We start from the raw sequence: 16,978 nt of genomic DNA, 5'->3' as shown, positions 1-16,978 counted from the left end.
AGTTCAGACAGGATATTTCTTTCCGGCCAAAGCATGGTGGCTTATGCCTCCACAACATCAGCTTTCTTGCCTTTGCCGTTCTTGGCAGCAGCGGGTTCTTCTTCGATGCCCATCAGATTATTCTTGATCTTGGTTTCGATCTCGAGGGCTACTTCAGGGTTGTCCTCCATGAAAATCTTGGCCGCTTCGCGACCCTGCGCGATCTTGGCGTCGCCGTAGGCGTACCAGGCGCCGGACTTCTGGATGATGTCCAGGTCAACGCCGATGTCAACGATTTCACCGGTCTTGGAAATACCGGTACCGTACATGATGTCAAACTCGGCAACGCGGAACGGTGCGGCCAGCTTGTTTTTGGCTACTTTGACCTTCACGTGGTTGCCGATGACGTTGCCTTCCTTATCCTTGATGGCAGCACCAGAACGGCGAATGTCGAGACGCATGGAAGCGTAGAACTTAAGGGCATTACCACCGGTGGTGGTTTCGGGATTACCGAACATTACACCGATCTTTTCGCGCAACTGGTTGATGAAAACACAGCAACATCCGGTTTTACCAATGGTGCCGGTCAGCTTCCGCATGGCCTGACTCATGAGGCGGGCCTGGAGACCCATTTTGGAGTCGCCCATTTCACCTTCTATTTCCGCACGGGGAACGAGAGCGGCAACGGAGTCAACGACGATAATGTCGATTGCGCCGGAGCGGATCAGGTTTTCGGCGATTTCAAGCGCCTGCTCTCCATTGTCGGGCTGGCTGATGAGTAGGTTGTCGGTGTCAACACCAAGGGCTTCGGCGTAGAAACGGTCGAAGGCGTGTTCTGCATCAACGATGGCAGCTATACCGCCACGCTTCTGGCACTCAGCAATGGCATGGATGGCCAGGGTGGTTTTACCTGAAGATTCAGGGCCGTAGATCTCAATGATCCGGCCTTTAGGAAGGCCGCCGATGCCAACGGCAATATCGAGGCCAAGAGAGCCGGTAGGAATGGCCTCAACATTAGCGGCCTGCGACTCGCCAAGGCGCATAATGGTGCCTTTACCGTAGGCTTTGTCAAGACGATCGATCGTCATCTGAAGGGCCTTAAGTTTGGCGGCGGTTTCTTTATTAATATCTGCCATGATAAGCTGCTGTTTAAAAAGTAGTAGTTTTGTTTTGTGATGACACAAATATAAACACTCAAACAATGTTACGCAACACTTTGCGCATAAAAAAGCACAAATATTTTCACTTTATGCCAATTAAGGCTTTTGTGTAGCTTTTGTGCGTACAAAAAATGTTTGAAATAAAACAAATGTTTGTTGTCTGGACGCCAAGAGTGAGTGGGAGAGTCACTGAGTCGCTGAGTTGCTGCCGCAAGTGCTGTTCGCGGCGCTTCGCTTGCTCACCTCAGGCGAACGAGCGGAGCGAAGTGAGTGGTAGCCACTCGGCGATTCACCAACTCACAGACTCAGTAAAGTGGTAGCAGCGGCAGCCATTCGGCGACTCACCAACTCACAGACTCACTAAAAAGGAATATCCTCCTCGTCCGTATTCATCTTAGACGGAATAGTAGTAGAGCCATAAGGCTGCCCGGCCTGGATCGCCGAATCGGGCAGGAGGTCAAAGTCCGGATCGTCGAGATCGCTGAATCTGGCAAAGTCACTCTCGAAAGCCAGGCGAATGTCTTTGGCTTCACCGTGGCGGTTTTTACCGATGATGACGGTGGCGGTACCTTTAAGGGAGTTGCCCTGCTCGTCTTCTTCAATGCCGTAGTATTCGGGGCGGTAGAGGAACATGACCATGTCGGCGTCTTGTTCTATGGACCCAGATTCACGAAGGTCACTCAACTGCGGCCGCTTATCCCCCCCCCGGGTTTCCACCGCACGAGACAGCTGCGACAGCGCAATCACCGGTACTTCCAGTTCCTTAGCGAGACCTTTCAGTGCCCGTGAAATGCCGGAGACTTCCTGCTCCCGGTTCATGCCTTTATTGGACTCTCCGGAGCCGGACATCAACTGAAGGTAATCGATGATGACCATCGAGATGTTTTTTTCCAGTTTCAGGCGGCGACATTTGGCGCGCAACTCGAAGACGTTGATACCGGCGGTATCATCGATGTAAATCGGCGCTTCGCCGATGCGGTTCATGGCGTCGACCAGGCGGGCCCATTCGTCGTCGTCAAATTTACCATTACGCATTTTCTGGCCATTGACCTCGGCGTCCTGACTGAATATCCTGCCGGCCAGCTGGGCGGCACTCATCTCCAGGCTGAACAAGGCGACACCACGGCCATATTCCACAGCTGCGTTGCGGGCCAGGGAGAGAACGAAACTTGTCTTACCCATTGCCGGGCGAGCCGCAATGATAATAAGATCAGAGCCTTGGAGGCCGGAAGTAAGCCGGTCGAGCTCAGTAAAGCCGGTCGGTACACCGGTCAGGCCGTCCTCCTTTTCGCGCAGCATCGTAAGCTGTTCGAGGAGCTGGTTGGCCAGGGTGCCCATATCGGCCACCTGCTTACCCATGTTGCGTTCGGTGATTTCGAAGACGTAGTTGCCGGCCTTGTCGAGCAGGTCGAGCACGTCGGTCGAGTCTTCGTAAGCACTCTTGATGATGTCGGTACTGGTCCGGATCAATTCACGCTGGATGAATTTCTCCGTCACGATCCGCGCGTGATATTCGATGTTGGCCGAACTGGTCACCTTACTGGTAAGTTGGGCAAGATAGGCCGCTCCGCCCACGAGCTCGAGTTCCTCGTTTTTCTTGAGGTCTTCCATCACCATCAGCAGGTCGATCGGCTGGCTGCGTTCGAACAGCCGGCGCATGCTGCGGTAGATGGCCTGGTGCGCGGGTTTGTAAAAAGAGTCGGCTTCCAGAATGTCGAGCACTTTGGTCATCGCCTCTTTCTCGATCAAAATGGCACTCAGTACCGCTTCCTCCAGATCAGGTGCCTGTGGCGGCAGTTTACTGTACTCGGGCAGGTTAGCCTCCTGCAGTCTGCTGCGGTTGCTCCACGTTCCGTTGTCGGTGCCGTTTGTGCGGCGGTTCTGAATTTTATCTTTTGCCATGGCTTATTGCAAATGTACGGAATACCGTCAGGAACCCGTCAGGTCTTTTACCAACAAGAGATGTGTATAAAGGGCTGGAAAAGGGGGTGGAAAACGACTAATTGATGTTGGTGGGAATGTTAGGGGGTGTGGAGAAGGGGGCGATATTCAGGTTTCAGTATTCAAGGGGCGACGTTTTATCCTTCGGGCGCTGAATACTGAAATCTGCTACTGAATCCTGATCTCTGAAATCTGATCACTATAAAATGGGCGCGGCCGCAGGTGCAAGGAAAGGTTGCCCGGTCTTCAGGCCGTGAGGGTTTACGGCCTTCAGGCTGTTCCGGGCTTAGTTGATTTTAAAAAAATGAAACAGCCTTATGATTTTGGGGCGGTTGCCTGACGACTTTAGCTTTAGGGCCTATCCAATTCATTAAAGCCAATAAGCCGGAGCCATACGCCCACTTTGCTCCTTGAAAATCCTTCCTCCAGCACCTGCGTTCCCGCCAAATACTACCCCTCGAAAACTTTTCTCCCCCCAAAAATCGTTATATTTACAACTCAACGCTTCCCTCATGGCCGCACAAAGCCAACTTTTAAGTCGGGTCATCGATGTTCTTTCGGACTTTCCATCCCCGGAAATGGTCATGGAATTGCAGACCAGCGAAGCCGAAGAGCAACGCCTGGAGGAACTCTCCGCCAAAAATGAAGCCGGTCACCTCACCTTCGAGGAAAAAATAGAACTGGAGCACTACCGCGTTGCTGAACACATGGTACGGATGGCTAAAGCCCGCGCTTACCGCCGCCTGATGAAGGCGTGAGTAAAACGTACATCCCCGTTATTCTTCGCCGGCAAATCACCGAAGCAGCCGACAATTGCTGCGAATACTGCCGTGTTCCCCGGGCTGTTGCCTTCGCCGCTTATCACATCGATCACATCATCAGCGAAAAACAGGGCGGCTCCACCACCTTTGGCAATTTGGCCCTGGCCTGCCGCCTCTGTAACCTGAGCAAGGGTAGTAGCATTGCCGCCTGGCACGAGTATAAAGACGCCCTCATCCGGCTCTATAATCCACGTAAAGACAGCTGGGGTCAGCACTTTCAGGTTCGTCCCTCGGGCCTTATTGTTGCCCGTACGGAAATTGGACTAGGTACCATAAAGGTCCTTAATCTGAATGACGTTAACCGGGTGCAGGCACGGGGAATATTGATCGAATCGGGGATCATTGAGGTAGAAAAATAGGGGCTTATGGAGTAACAATTATGGCCGGCGGATCGTGTAATAGCAAAAGAGGTAGCATCTTTAACTACTTCAGTACCCATTATATGACCCACACTGCCGCTAAACCGCTCCTTTTCGTCAAAGGCCTGGTGGCCTTACTGACCATAAAAGTCCTTTTTCACCTTACCGCAATTCTCAGCGGATACGGTCTGCACCGGGACGAGTTTCTCTACCTCGCCGAAGGACATCATCCAATGTGGGGATACATGGAAGGGCCGCCGATGATCGGTTGGGTCGCAAGTATCAGTCAGCTAATTTTTGGGGGTACACTCTGGGCAGCGAAACTACCGGTGCTGCTAGTAGGGCTGCTCAGTATTTGGCTGGTTTTCGAGTTAGTGAGGGAATTCGGAGGTGACCGTCGTGCGCAGTTTCTGGCGGGGGCCGGTTGGCTCCTTTCTCCCGTCTATCTGGGCTCTAACAATTTATTCCAACCCGTAAGCTTCAACCAGTTTTGCTGGCTGCTAATCGGGTTGGCCTGGGTGCGGGTAGTTAACCACCGGCGGGCAAAAGATTGGTATATCCTCGGTGCTGTCACGGGGCTGGCCTTGCTGACTAAATACAGCGTGGCATTCTACCTGGCCGGCTTGCTGGTGGGTATCTTGATGACGCCAGAAAGGAAATTACTGCAGCGTAAATACTTTTGGCGTGCCGCAGCCATCGCCTTGCTGATGTGGCTTCCGAACCTTTGGTGGCAGTTCAGCTACGATTTTCCGGTCATATCCCATATGCGCGAATTATCGGAAACCCAGCTCGTTAATATGTCCGTTTCCGATTTCTTATTACCACAGTTCATCTTTCACGCACTAAGCATCATCATCTGGTTCCCCGGGCTGATATTTCTGGTGCGCTCCAAAAAACTGAAGCCTTACCGGTCGCTGGGCTTTGCTTACTTATTGCTGATTGTGCTGCTGTTACTGCTAAGTGGAAAGGCGTACTACACCTTTGGTGCTTATGCCGTTCTGTTTGCTGCCGGGGGATGTTTTTGGGCCGAAAAACTGAACGCAAAAAGCTGGTGGTTGGCCCCACCCTTACTACTTAATCTGTTCCTGATCCCCTTTGGCTTGCCGGTGCTTCCTGTAGAAACTATGCAGGATTATGGAGTACACATGCGGGATAATTACGGATTTGATGTCGGCCTGCGTTGGGAAGATGGCTCCGTCCGTGACCTCAGCCAGGACTATGCAGATATGCATGGTTGGGAAGAAATGGTGGCTAAGGTGGCTGAGTTTTACCACCAACTACCTCCGGAAGAACAGGGAAAATGCATGATCGAAGGAGGTCACTATGGTGAAGCAGGAGCCTTGAACTTTTATCGGAAGAAATATGAACTACCCGAAGCCGTGTCTTTTGACGCCAGCTTCCTCCTTTGGGTACCCGAACAAATTACTTTTGATCGTCAGATCGTTGTGCACGACTGGCCACAAGGAGACTCCGACTATTTTGAAAACGTGACGCTGATTGACAGCACCGCAACACCCTACGCCCGTGAGGTCAGCTACATCTACTACCGGGACACACCCAAAAGAGACGTTGAGGCGGCATGGACGGAGATTGTGCGGGAGCGAAGGCTGGAAGGTCTGGGACAGTAATGGTTTATTACGAACTTCGTATACCCCACCATTAAAAGTCATACCCCAACGATAAATGCAATTTGCCGGGTTGTCGCAGCCCAGTCTCCACACCCCAGCCGTAATCAGCCCGGATGTAGTACCCAAATACCGTCGTCCTTGCGCCAAAGCCATAGCCATAAATGACCGGGTCCCGAAACCGGCGAACCCGGACCGTGATGGGGGTTACGTTGTCTCCTGGTTGGTTAGGATCGGGATAAGTGGTAATGTTTACCGGGTTGTCTTCGTCAAATGGATCTGAACCAGACCACGCGGTGCCAATATCGAAGAACGAAATGACCTGGAAGTCGCGTAATAACTTCGAGCTAAGGTTCCGGAAAATATAGTTGAATATGGGAACCCTTAACTCTGCGTTACTGAGCAGGTAGGTTCCTCCGTTGCGGATGTTGACGTCAAAGCCGCGCAGCGGGTTTGCCAGGTCCTGAAAGACAAAGTCTCCGGTTTGAGGGGTAGGGATGGAGTTATTGAAATTATTAAGCAGGCTATTATCCGCTCCGCCCAGGTAGTAGAGGAGTTTCTGACCGCCGAAATTAGTAGAGCCCGCCAACCGAATGGCCAGGATGCTGCGCTTGTCGAGGCGTTGGTAGTGCCTTGCGTCAAAGCCGGCAACGCCCAGGAATCCAGGCTCGAATCCGGTTTCTTCTCCTCCGTCTCCACTTAGGTTGATGTTGAAGCTCTTGTAAAAATCAGCGTAGACTTTGTAGCGGGTCCCCATTCTTAGGTTGGTGGCCAGGTTGAGGGTGTTGTCAAACACGTACTCCAGGCGGGCACCAATACGCTGTTGGTTGTCTGGTGGACTTTGCAAAGCCGCCAATTCGGTGGGCAAGGTCTGCACCCGGTCCCGACGAATGGTGGCCGTAGCCCGTAAGGAGCGGAAAACATCGAGTGGATAACGAACACCGTATTGCGCCAGCAGGGTGTTTTCCTCCACAAGTCGGGGAGCGTTGGGGCGGAGCACGTCGAAGAAGCCTTCTTCCAGTCTCCGGTTACGACGGTAAACGGAGATGATCTTATCCAGCCTGTTCTTTCTGTTCTGGAACGTGGCGAAATATTCCGTACCGTTGAAACTGGTAGGTATGCGAACGCCACCTTCGATGGTGTAGTCTTCAAATAGGTCGATGATGTTCCCCTTGAAAAGGATACCCAGGGGTTGGCGGGTATAGCCATCCGGGTTCGCAGAGAAATTGTTGAGTCCGGCAAACAGCGGGTCGTTGTCTGCTTCCGTTTTTACGTAGTTGACCCGGAAGGTAAGCCTCGAGGGCTTGATTCTTCCCCGGATAAACTTATAGGTTCTGTTCAGCTCAAGTATCGGCCGTTCGCCCCGCAGCAGGTTATTAACCTGGCGGGTCCGTCGGGGATTCATGGGAGAAGTGACCACCGTTAGGTTGGGGCGGAGCCCCGTTGAGTCAGCGCCAGCTGGGGCAACGGTGTTCTCGGAGGTGGTGGGGTCGCGCAAAAGAATGTTCTCCGGCTCCGGTATCGGCTCGGGCGCGGGTGGATCCACAAAATCATCAAAACGAGTCTGAAACATGTAGGCCTCTTCTTCCTCCGGTGCGTTGAGTGCATCGGGATTTGCCTTATTCGGAGCGATGAGGCCGTCGTCTCCCCGCGTTCCGGTGGTAGTGAAAACGGGGACGGCCTGGCCAGCGGCCAGGTAGGTGCGTTGGCGGAATTTAGTGGGGGTTACCCGCACATTTAGTGTTGTGTCAAAGGTGAAGCTGCGAATGATTTGACCATCATCAGAAGCAAAGGTCTCTACGCCGAATGGACGTTTACCACTGCCGTCCTGCTGGTCGATGTTCCGCCCCAGGTTGGTAACCGCTTCCACTACGGCACGTTCTTTGATGATGGGAAAGACGTTGATGGAATCAATCAGCGTAGTGTCCAGCGTTGTCAACATGCTGTCTGCATGAAGCGTAATCTCACTGCCGTCGTTCAGGTAGATCGTTTTTTCGTAGTGGTCCAGGTAATCTTCCAGATGCGCCTGATAACGGTTGACAATGCCGCTAACGTCAGAGAGGAAACTGAAGTGTGAGCCGTCAATGGGGGCGGGTTGGCTTTCGTTGCCAAAAGGGGTGTCGGAAATCCGGACTAATTCTCCTGACTTGCTCTCCAGGTCGTAATAAAACAGGTCGAAATTTCCGATGGGGAGTACGGTGTCCAGTCGGCTGGGCTCGATTTTCAGACCAGTCCGATTACTGGCGAATACGACACCCTGGCGACCGCGGATGTTTACCGGGACCGCATCAAGATCGTCCCAAAAATCATTGGTAATGCGTTGCAGCTGCCTTTGTCCCGGAACGTAGTAAAACAGGTCAGTGTGTCCTTTAGCACTGGCGGAGATGATCATCCTGCCGGGGTCGGCGTAGGCCATGCTAAACACCCGGTCAAGGGTAACGGCAAATGCCTCGGAGACGTCTTCGCCCGTATTCAGGTCCCTACGAATCAGTTTGATCTTGTCCCGGAATTCGTAAAGGATAGCCAGTTCCTGATTACTTGGCGAAAAATCAAGGAACGGGTAATCATAATCTGTCGCCTGCAGCAGGTTGCGCTGGCCTCCCTTGAAGACTACTTCACGCTCTCCCGTTTGCAGATTTTGCAGGTAGACTTTATAGCGGCCGATCTCATTCAGCACGTAGGCAATACGGGTGCCGTCGGGGCTGACCTTAAGGTTGGTTATCGGAAGCTGACGTTTGTTTTTGATGGGGATTTCCGTCCCGCCGGGCTGCGCCCGGCCAGCCAGCTCTTCCGTATAGCGGTTGCGGTAGTATTCCCCCCAGTTGAAAAGGATATTGTCGTAGTTGCTGCCCAGTACGTACAGAAAACCGTTTTCTACGGAACGGTTGATGCGTGTCAGGTACAGGAGGTTGGAAACGGTCGGTTTGCCGAAGCTCTCCGCAACGTAGTTCCAGAAAGAATGGCCCGCTAACTGCGGGTACTCCGCAGCAAGGTCGCGGAAGGTCTCGTACTCACCGTTGGTCAGCAAATACCGTAGTTGATCGTCTTTTTCTGTGTTCCAGTCTTCACCAAGATAAGACACCAGGCCGCTCTTGAACCATACCGGAAGGTTAAGTAAAACGGCATTTTGTACAACCTCCTGAACGGAGGAACCGTAAAGCATGTGCTCAATGTAGACACTGGCCATCGCCTCCCTGACCTGTCTCCGCAGGTCGGTATGGTCACCATTGAAGTAAACGAAGGCTTTATTGCCCAGGAATTTGGTCTGTGTCGCTGAAATATAGCTTGCACTGCGGCCAAGGTTCTGCGTGCCGGGAAGCGTGAAAACTTCTTCGCTGCCGATGTTACTTTGCTTCAGGTCCGTCACGTCACGGTACACGATCAACTGTACCTTTTCGTTCATCCGGTGCTCCAGCATTTTCTGAATATAACCGAAATCATACTCCGCCATCTGAACAACGGATTGCCCGAGATCTCTGCCTTCTCCGTACCAGTACGTGATGAAATTATCTGACTCGTACTGCTCCCAACTATCAAAATCCTTATGATATTGGACCCGGTTCTTGCCGAACTCCACCTGGGAAGTCTGGGCGAAAAGGCCGACAGTAAAAAAGATACACAGTAGGTAAAGGGATAGACGCATCTCGAATCGTTTGTAGCAACAAGCAGGACAATATAACGGTAAGATGCGAGGAAGGTTATGTTGTGCACACGCTTAGGGGCGAAATTTTGTTCGTCGCGGGTTAATTGGTTTGCATAGCGACAATTTAAGGGTCGAGCTATGAGGAAGGATCATCCGGTGGGAGCACGCGGGGCTCGCAGATTTTCCAGGCCTGATTTATGGCGTCCGCTGCGCGGGAAAGCTTATCTTTTGCTTCGTACAATTCTTCGGATAAATGTCTGCGGCCCCGATCACTATTTGCACCGCGTTTTATCTTCTGCGAGCAGGTCAGAAAATTCCGCCAAACTGTCGTAACGGAGATCCCCAACCTCTTCAGCAAGGCATTCGAAATCGCGTTCGTAGTTCTTTATCCAGGCTTTGTGCTTCCTCGGTTGGCTATATTTCGGTTCCTTATCCCAAAGGCCCCAAAGCACCAATAGCGCTATCCCTCTTCTTCCAAATACTTAGCCACCATTTCCTGCACCACATCTTTTAAGTACAATCCGCGCTCCTTGGCCACGTCCTTCAGTTCCGAGAGGTGATCTTTTTTGAAGATCAGGGTTACGCGCTTGGTTTCGGCGGTGTTTCCGTCGGTGGTATTGCGGTCCTCATCGGCTACAGTAGAGCGGATGAGTAAGTCAAGACCTGTTTTACGGCGGCGGGGCCGGGGGGCTTTTTTGGGCGAGGACGCCGGTGCAGAGGAAGTTGGAGGAGCAACGTTCTCCCGCTCGAAACTATCGCTCAGAAAACTGTCAAGATTGGCCGTGAATTTTTTACTGGAGAGCTTTCGCTTTGCATTGGGGCTTGGCGTCGGGACGTCTACTTCCACACTTTCCTCCTCCTGGTTGGCATGCGTACCGGCTTCAGGCTCGGCGCTGGAAGCGGCGGGCACTGGTGTGGGCTCTTCGAACAGCCCAAAAAGATCATCGGTAAAGCGCTTCTTTGCCATTGCTTTTCAGGTTTAGGTTTTCGGTGTTGTCTTATCTGAACGTTCCCGAAGGTGGATTGGGTTTGCCGTACGCTCAATTACTTCCTTCGCCACGGCCATATAATCTTTGGATCCGTTGCTGGAAGGAGAGTAGGAAAATATGTCTTGGCGGCTGGCCGGGGCCTCCGCTAAAGCGACGGTATCCCTGATGTAAGTTTTTAACAGAATCGGACCAAAGTATTTCTTGATGGTTTCAACAACGTCCCGGTTAAGGACTTTCCGGCTGTCGTACATAGTGGCCAGTACGCCGCTGATGTGCAACTCTTTGTTGAGGCGAAGCTTCACCTTTTGAATCACCTGCTTGATTTTAGCCAGGCCCTGCAATGCCAGGAACTCGGTTTGTAGCGGGATGATTACTTGCTGGCTGCTGGTCAGGGCGTTGAGCGTGAGAAGGCCAAGGCTGGGAGGGCAGTCGATGATGATGAAGTCGTAGTCGTCCTCAACGCCGGCAAAAAGCTCGCGCAGAATAAATTCCCGGCCGGCTTCATTGACCAATTCCATTTCTGCGCTGGAAAGATCCAGGCTGGAGGTGACCACGTGGAAGTTCTCCCGAACAACGAATGGGGATAGGTCGCTCTCTCCCATGATGCTCTCATATATGGTCACCGGCTGACGCGGAATACCGAGGGAAAGGGAAAGATTCGCCTGAGGGTCGAGATCAATGAGCAAGACACGCTTGCCGAGCTCTACGAGTCCGGCGCCAATATTAATTGCGCTCGTCGTTTTACCAACGCCGCCTTTGTGATTCAGTAAGCTAATTACGGTTGCCATACAGGTTCAGGCCTTATTTTGGGCGAAGGTAGAAATTAGTTCGTTAGTCTACTGGTTCAGTGGTCTATTAGTTCGCTGGTCCATTGGTACGGTAGCCTGTTTGGGGGGCAATCGCAAAATCGGCAGACAAGACATTTACCCCTTAGCGATACCATAAGGCCACAATATAATCTCCAGCCAGGATTAAAACCATTTGAGCATTGGGTAAATTGTACCATTACCCAACAATCCAATTGACCAACAGACCAAGGTCCTATCCCCCAGGTCGAACCTTAACCGCCTTCCCGTAAGCCGCGTCCATCCCCTTTGCTTTCAGTAATTCATTGTAGGCGCGGGCGGCGGCAGCCGCCGCCGGGCGATCCGGGTAAACAGTACCTGTATATAAGGTCTCACGTCCGGGAGCTGGCCAGCTGTTGAGGCAGTCGGTGGCAATGCGCTGCATTCCCGGAATGCCGGCGGCGGAGAGTTCCGCCAATCGTGCCTTCGCTTTTTCGGGATTAAGGATGGCGTCTACTACGATGAACGAGCGGCGGTCGATCACGAGAGCAGAGCAATCCTGCCCGGTGGCGCCCTGCCTTTCAACTTCCCCGGCACCCGCGACCCCGCCCTCTGATGTATCATCACTGCCAACCTCCCCTGATGTGGGCGCCGCTTGTTCCTTCGGGAAAATGTTTGCACCCTGACGCTGAAGCAGGTCCTCTCCCTTGACGGGCACACGTTCATCGGACGAGAGCATCGGAGTGTCTACGGGGTAGCTGTCAGCAAAAGGATCCGGGACAACCGGCCTGACGCGGTCTTCGTAGGTCAGCAATGCCAGTAAACCAACGATGGACAGTAGAACGGCGCCGTTCAGGACTTGTCTCCGCTGCTTGGCCCGCTCGGGTGGGGTAGGCCCGTAGTCAGGACGCTTATTAATGTGTGCCAGGATGGGTTTACGTTTACCATAGTCGCTCAGGTAGTTGTTAAAGGCGTGACGCGGCTCCGGGATAAGGATCCGACGCATTTTTCCTTTTGTAGTAACGACCAGCAGGCCGAGACCACTTTTACGGCACTGACGCTTGAGGACCTCATATTCCTCCGGACGCACAAAAGTGTCCTCCCCTACAGCAATCCATTTTTCGTTGGCCGGGTAACGGCTTAGTTGTTCTATTGCCGAGATGGATCCCAGCGAACTCAACTCTAAACGCCGAATCATGGAGGAGATCAACGAGGAGCCCAACACAAAGACCGCCAGCAGCAGCAGGGTGTTCATTGCATTGAAGTACCACTGGTAGCCAAGGGCGGCAGAAAGGCCCACGATCAGCGCGATGGCTACGCCACGGCCTGCCCACCGGATCCGTTGGGGTTCTTCCTTCAGCTTAAGCTGGTGAATGGTGGTTCTGCTTTTAGCCTCTACCACAATTACGTACGGTCGCTTGCGTGCACGCATGAAGGCAATGAAGACGTCGGCTCGTTTCAGCTGGGTATACACTTCCGTATTGACGTAGGCGGGCTTGCGGCGGTAGTACTCCTTATTAAGGCGTTCCGCTACGGTGTTTTGGATGAAGCGCTCGGTCAGGGTCTTTTTTGCCATCGAATGGCAAACATAAGAAGAAATTTTATTTTTACTAAATACATCTTTTTTGTTTTAAAAGAAGGTGGGCAGGATTCCGACATACCCCCCCATCCTCCCTTTCCTTTTCCCCCCCTTTAAGGTGAGCAAGCGTATCGGCGCGAACGGTACTTGCGGTAGCCCCCTTCCCCTTCTTCCTTCCCCCTTTCTTTTGGCGCGTACGCAGGTGCAGTTATGGTTGATCGGCAGTGCGTTGATGACCGTAAATGCGCAACGCATTCTCTCGGGTTATTCTGCGGGCAAGCAAAAGGCAGGCAAAGCGCAGAAGGAGCGTTTTTTTTCCCCGAATGTTCAGCTCTAAACCTCAAAACGATCAATAAATCGAAAAAAAGTGACTTTTTTTAAGCGATATACCTTGTAAACCGGCAAGATATTCTACTTTAGTACTTGATTACGCAGTGCCAATAGACACTTACGTCAATTTGGACCTGTTTTTCCGACCACTTTAAGCGAATTCGAGTCTTCTATAATCTCAACACATTAAGACGATTTAATATGCTCCAATCTTTACTCAAGACGGTTAACTCCCGTTCTCTATTCCTCACGCTTTGCGGTATGCTATTTACTGTAGGGCTCTTTGCTCAGGCTAACGACGACTGTGCAAATGCTGAAGTCATCACTGTAGGTTCTACTGTAATGGGCTCTACTGACAATGCTACTGTCGACAATGCTATTTTATGTGGTACAGGCAACACCTCTCCGGGTGTATGGTACAGCTACACTCCTGCTACTGATGGCATTGCAACCTTCTCTCTTTGTGGCTCAGACTTCGATACCAAAATTGGTGTTTATACTGGAGACTGTGCTGCACTAAACTGTGTAGGTGGCAATGATGACTTCTGTGGTCTTCAGTCGCAAACCACACAAGCCGTAACTGCTGGTACGGAATACAAAATCCTGGTACACGCATTCCTTGCTAATACTGGTGATTACACCCTGGCGGTAACTCAGGAGGATCCTCTTGCAAACGATGTTTGTGCAGATGCCATTGAAGTCTTTGACGGCGATGTTACCGAAGGTTCAACCGATGGTGCTACAGCTAACGGTCTTGACTTTTGTGGAACATCTGAAGGATCCGGTGGAACAATTTGGTACACTTTCACCGCTGCCGGAGAAGGTGGCAATGTCACGTTTAGTCTTTGTGATTCTGATTTTGACACGAAAATCCTGGTTTTCAACGGAACTTGTGACGCACTTGTCTGCGTAGACGGTAACGATGATGATTGTGGACTACAATCTTCTATCACTCTGAATGGTGCTCCTGGCGAACAATTCTTCATTGCTGTAACAGGATTTGGTGGCAATAACGGTGACATCGTTCTGGCTACAACCTACATGGAGAACCAGCCTCCCGTCATTCCTGACGTTTTGGACGCTAACCTTGCTTGTATCGGTAGAATCAACCTTACCCTGAACGACGAATGTCAAGGTCTGGTTATCCCATCTATGGTACTTACTGGTGATTTTGATGTAGATGGTGACGGTGTTATCCCCGGTCCTGAAAACTTTGACATCGTAGTAATGGACTCTGATCCATCAAACGGCCCGATTGTTGACGGTTGTGGTGCCTTCACCTACACGATCTCTTTAAACACTGGCGGTGCAAGTGCTGATGGTTTCGTTGATGATTTTGACGGTGCTAACTGGACTGTAGTCAGCAATGAGAATGATGACGAGCAGCAGTTTGCTTCTGCAACTTTCAGCGCAGCTGAACTGATTATGTCTACTACCGGCTCCCCATTTGGTGTTGGCGGTGGAACTGACTTCGAGCTTTCTGTTTCTTACATGTTCACAGAAATGGCTAAAGTAAGTTTCGACTATGACCTTAACGGTGTTGATGATGGCTTTGACGATGCCATCATTGTTTATGACTTCGAAGGAAATACGATTCAGGAAGTTCTCGATGCTACTGATCCTACCACCGGTTCTTCTACTTTTGATGTAGAGGCTGGTTACACGTTGGAGTTCCGTATCGAAGATGACGGATTGCAGCCATTCGGAGAAATTCTTGCAACGATTCTTAAGATCACCAACTTCATGGTAGAAGGTGGCGCTCCAGATGGAGAATTCTCTTTCACCAACTGTTGGGGTACCGTTAACGCTGAAGATAAGACGCCTCCGGCGGTTGAATTCAACCCAGGTGACCTTACGCTGCTTTGCGTTGATTTCGAAAATGACCAGAACAACGTATCTACCCTGCCTGCCAGTGTAGACAAGTGCTACCGTGTCAACTCCAGCGACGGTTCTACCGTGTTTGGTAGCATGTCTAGTGCACTCCGCGCCCGCCTGCTGGCTGGTGGCCTTACGCCACGCGTACCACTCTTCACTGACGGCTGTACTCAGTTCCTTGAAGTTTGTGTAAGCGATGCTGTTGCCTTTGGTGAAGATCCATCTTGTGATGACATCGTACTGACGCGCACCTTCACGGCCACTGAAATTGCTGTTTGTCCAGCCGCTTCCGGTGAGGGCAATGCGCCTACCGTTGCTACTTACCAGATTACTTTCGAGCGCCCAACACTTGCTGACCTCGAAGATGATAACATCGAAGAAGTAGTTTACTACGAGCAGTGTGGTACTGCTAACCCAACACGTGCTAACTACCCAGCACCACGGGTTAACGATTTCCCATTCCTCCAGGTTGGTGACCGTACTTTCCGTCTGAGTGCTGGTGCTGCCGTATGTAACATCGGTGTTACTTTCTCCGATGGCGACCCAATCATTACTTGCCCATTCACTTACAAGTTCGTTCGTACTTACACCGTCATCGACTGGTGTGACCCAAGCGACGTTCGCACCTTCACTCAGGTAGTGAAAGTTGGCGACACTACTGCACCGGTATTCACTGGTCCTAGCGTAGAGCGTAACGAAGCNGGTGACCTCGTATACGGAACCAACGCTGGCAACATCTGTGCTGCTTACCTCCGTCTTGACGACGTATCTGCTGTAGACAACTGTTCTGGCACTAACGTGACCATTACTGCTGAAATCTTCCCTGGTGGCAACGTNAACGGTGCTCCAATCGGTGCTTTCACTGTAGTTCCTGGTGGCNCACCTGAACTGTCCAGCGCTATTCCTGCCGGCCGTCACCTGCTGCGCTACACCACTACTGACCAGTGTGGTAACACCAGCATCGACGACTTCTTCTTCGTAGTTCAGGATCAGACGCCTCCGGTTGCTATCTGTGANGANGGNCTGAACATCAGCCTGGCTTCTGCTGGTTCAANCANCGGTTTTGCCGTNCTNACNCCTTCCAACATTGACNNTGGNTCTTACGANGACTGTTCTGNTGTAACGCTGAGCATCGCTCGCGTAAATTCTGCTGACCTGCCAATCGGCAACTACGGCCCTCAGGTAACCCTGACTTGTGCTGACGTTGGAACGGTTCGCGTTGGTCTCCGTGTAGAAGACGCNCTTGGTAACGTAAACTTCTGCTGGTTGGATGTACTTGTTGAAGACAAGCTCCGCCCAACGTGTATCGCACCTGCGAGCACAACNATCACTTGTACTGAGTACAACACAANCCTTCCTGCCGATATTCAGGATGCTACTGANGCTCAGTTGGACGCCATCTTCGGTGCTGCCGCTGGTGTTGACAACTGTAACGTAACCATCACCCAGACAATCTCTGGTGANGTGAACAGCTGTGGTGTAGGTACTTTCACGCGTACCTTCGTTTCTACGGATGACGCTGGCTTCACCAACGTTGGTGCCTGTACGCAGCGCATCGACGTGATCGGTATCCACGACTACCGCCTGACCTTCCCAACCGATGAGTCTGGTGACTGTGCTGANATNCCNGAGTACGCTGGTGTAGGTGCTGAAGAACTGGCTTGTGATCTGATCACGACCACNACTAAGGTTGATACGCTCCGTACCCTGCTCGCAGGTGATGAGTGCTTCAAGCTCCGCATTACTTACGACGTAGTGAACTGGTGTGAGTACAACACGCTTGGCGATCCATTCATCGTAACGCGTGATGGCAGCGGTGTAAACAACCGCCAGCGTCTGCCACGTAACATCGACGAAGACGTCCTGTACGTGAACGTAATTCCTAACAACAC

9 protein-coding genes and 1 pseudogene are annotated in these 16,978 nt (G+C 51.8%); 4 read left to right on the top strand and 6 right to left on the bottom strand.

Going from position 1 to position 16,978, the window contains the following annotated elements:
* Window positions 1–41: 41 nt before the first annotated feature.
* Both recA and dnaB read right to left on the bottom strand, forming a co-directional pair.
* Window positions 42–1,115 carry a recombinase RecA gene (recA, locus tag B036_RS0120845; RefSeq protein ID WP_020570678.1) on the bottom strand — a complete coding sequence of 358 codons (1,074 nt, stop codon included), beginning with the start codon at window positions 1,113–1,115 and terminating at the stop codon, window positions 42–44.
* Between the two features lie 384 nt (window positions 1,116–1,499).
* On the bottom strand, window positions 1,500–3,041 hold the full coding sequence (dnaB, locus tag B036_RS0120840; RefSeq protein WP_020570677.1) for a replicative DNA helicase: 1,542 nt from the start codon (window positions 3,039–3,041) through the stop codon (window positions 1,500–1,502).
* A 551-nt stretch (window positions 3,042–3,592) separates the two neighbouring features.
* Here dnaB and B036_RS30360 point away from each other — a divergent pair.
* The 3 genes from B036_RS30360 (at window position 3,593) to B036_RS0120825 (ending at window position 5,888) form a co-directional block, all read left to right on the top strand.
* The gene (locus B036_RS30360; protein WP_020570676.1) at window positions 3,593–3,838 is read left to right on the top strand and encodes a hypothetical protein; all 246 of its coding nucleotides are present in this window, start codon (window positions 3,593–3,595) and stop codon (window positions 3,836–3,838) included.
* Window positions 3,835–4,260, top strand: a complete 426-nt coding sequence (locus tag B036_RS0120830; protein ID WP_020570675.1) for an HNH endonuclease — start codon at window positions 3,835–3,837, stop codon at window positions 4,258–4,260. The genes B036_RS30360 and B036_RS0120830 overlap by 4 nt, the downstream gene beginning before the upstream one ends.
* Window positions 4,261–4,343: 83 nt before the next feature.
* On the top strand, window positions 4,344–5,888 hold the full coding sequence (locus tag B036_RS0120825) for a glycosyltransferase family 39 protein (protein WP_020570674.1): 1,545 nt from the start codon (window positions 4,344–4,346) through the stop codon (window positions 5,886–5,888).
* A gap of 31 nt (window positions 5,889–5,919) precedes the next feature.
* On the opposite strand, the gene B036_RS0120820 is transcribed toward B036_RS0120825, so the two are convergent.
* The 4 genes from B036_RS0120820 to B036_RS0120800 all read right to left on the bottom strand — a co-directional run bounded on the left by B036_RS0120820 (window position 5,920) and on the right by B036_RS0120800 (window position 12,878).
* Window positions 5,920–9,528: a TolB-like translocation protein gene (locus tag B036_RS0120820; RefSeq protein ID WP_020570673.1), complete on the bottom strand. Its 3,609-nt coding sequence runs from the start codon at window positions 9,526–9,528 to the stop codon at window positions 5,920–5,922.
* A 460-nt stretch (window positions 9,529–9,988) separates the two neighbouring features.
* Window positions 9,989–10,495: a hypothetical protein gene (locus tag B036_RS0120810; RefSeq protein WP_020570671.1), complete on the bottom strand. Its 507-nt coding sequence runs from the start codon at window positions 10,493–10,495 to the stop codon at window positions 9,989–9,991.
* A 12-nt stretch (window positions 10,496–10,507) separates the two neighbouring features.
* Entirely contained in the window at window positions 10,508–11,305 is a 798-nt protein-coding gene (locus B036_RS0120805; RefSeq protein WP_020570670.1) for a ParA family protein, read from the bottom strand.
* A gap of 253 nt (window positions 11,306–11,558) precedes the next feature.
* Entirely contained in the window at window positions 11,559–12,878 is a 1,320-nt protein-coding gene (locus B036_RS0120800; RefSeq protein ID WP_020570669.1) for a hypothetical protein, read from the bottom strand.
* A gap of 534 nt (window positions 12,879–13,412) precedes the next feature.
* On the opposite strand from B036_RS0120800, the pseudogene B036_RS34685 reads away from it, so the two are divergent.
* Window positions 13,413–16,978, top strand: a pseudogene (locus tag B036_RS34685) (hypothetical protein); the annotation flags it as partial.

This window comes from Neolewinella persica DSM 23188, from assembly GCF_000373105.1.
Taxonomy (GTDB): Bacteria; Bacteroidota; Bacteroidia; order Chitinophagales; family Saprospiraceae; genus Neolewinella; species Neolewinella persica.
This window is presented reverse-complemented; position numbering and strand designations above follow the sequence as displayed.

Coding starts and splice junctions, on each gene's coding strand:
- recA (WP_020570678.1), bottom strand. CDS start 1,115: ATGGCAGATATTAATAAAGAAACCGCCGCCAAACTTAAGGCCCTTCAG.
- B036_RS0120810 (WP_020570671.1), bottom strand. CDS start 10,495: ATGGCAAAGAAGCGCTTTACCGATGATCTTTTTGGGCTGTTCGAAGAG.
- B036_RS0120800 (WP_020570669.1), bottom strand. CDS start 12,878: ATGGCAAAAAAGACCCTGACCGAGCGCTTCATCCAAAACACCGTAGCG.
- dnaB (WP_020570677.1), bottom strand. CDS start 3,041: ATGGCAAAAGATAAAATTCAGAACCGCCGCACAAACGGCACCGACAAC.
- B036_RS30360 (WP_020570676.1), top strand. CDS start 3,593: ATGGCCGCACAAAGCCAACTTTTAAGTCGGGTCATCGATGTTCTTTCG.
- B036_RS0120825 (WP_020570674.1), top strand. CDS start 4,344: ATGACCCACACTGCCGCTAAACCGCTCCTTTTCGTCAAAGGCCTGGTG.
- B036_RS0120820 (WP_020570673.1), bottom strand. CDS start 9,528: ATGCGTCTATCCCTTTACCTACTGTGTATCTTTTTTACTGTCGGCCTT.
- B036_RS0120805 (WP_020570670.1), bottom strand. CDS start 11,305: ATGGCAACCGTAATTAGCTTACTGAATCACAAAGGCGGCGTTGGTAAA.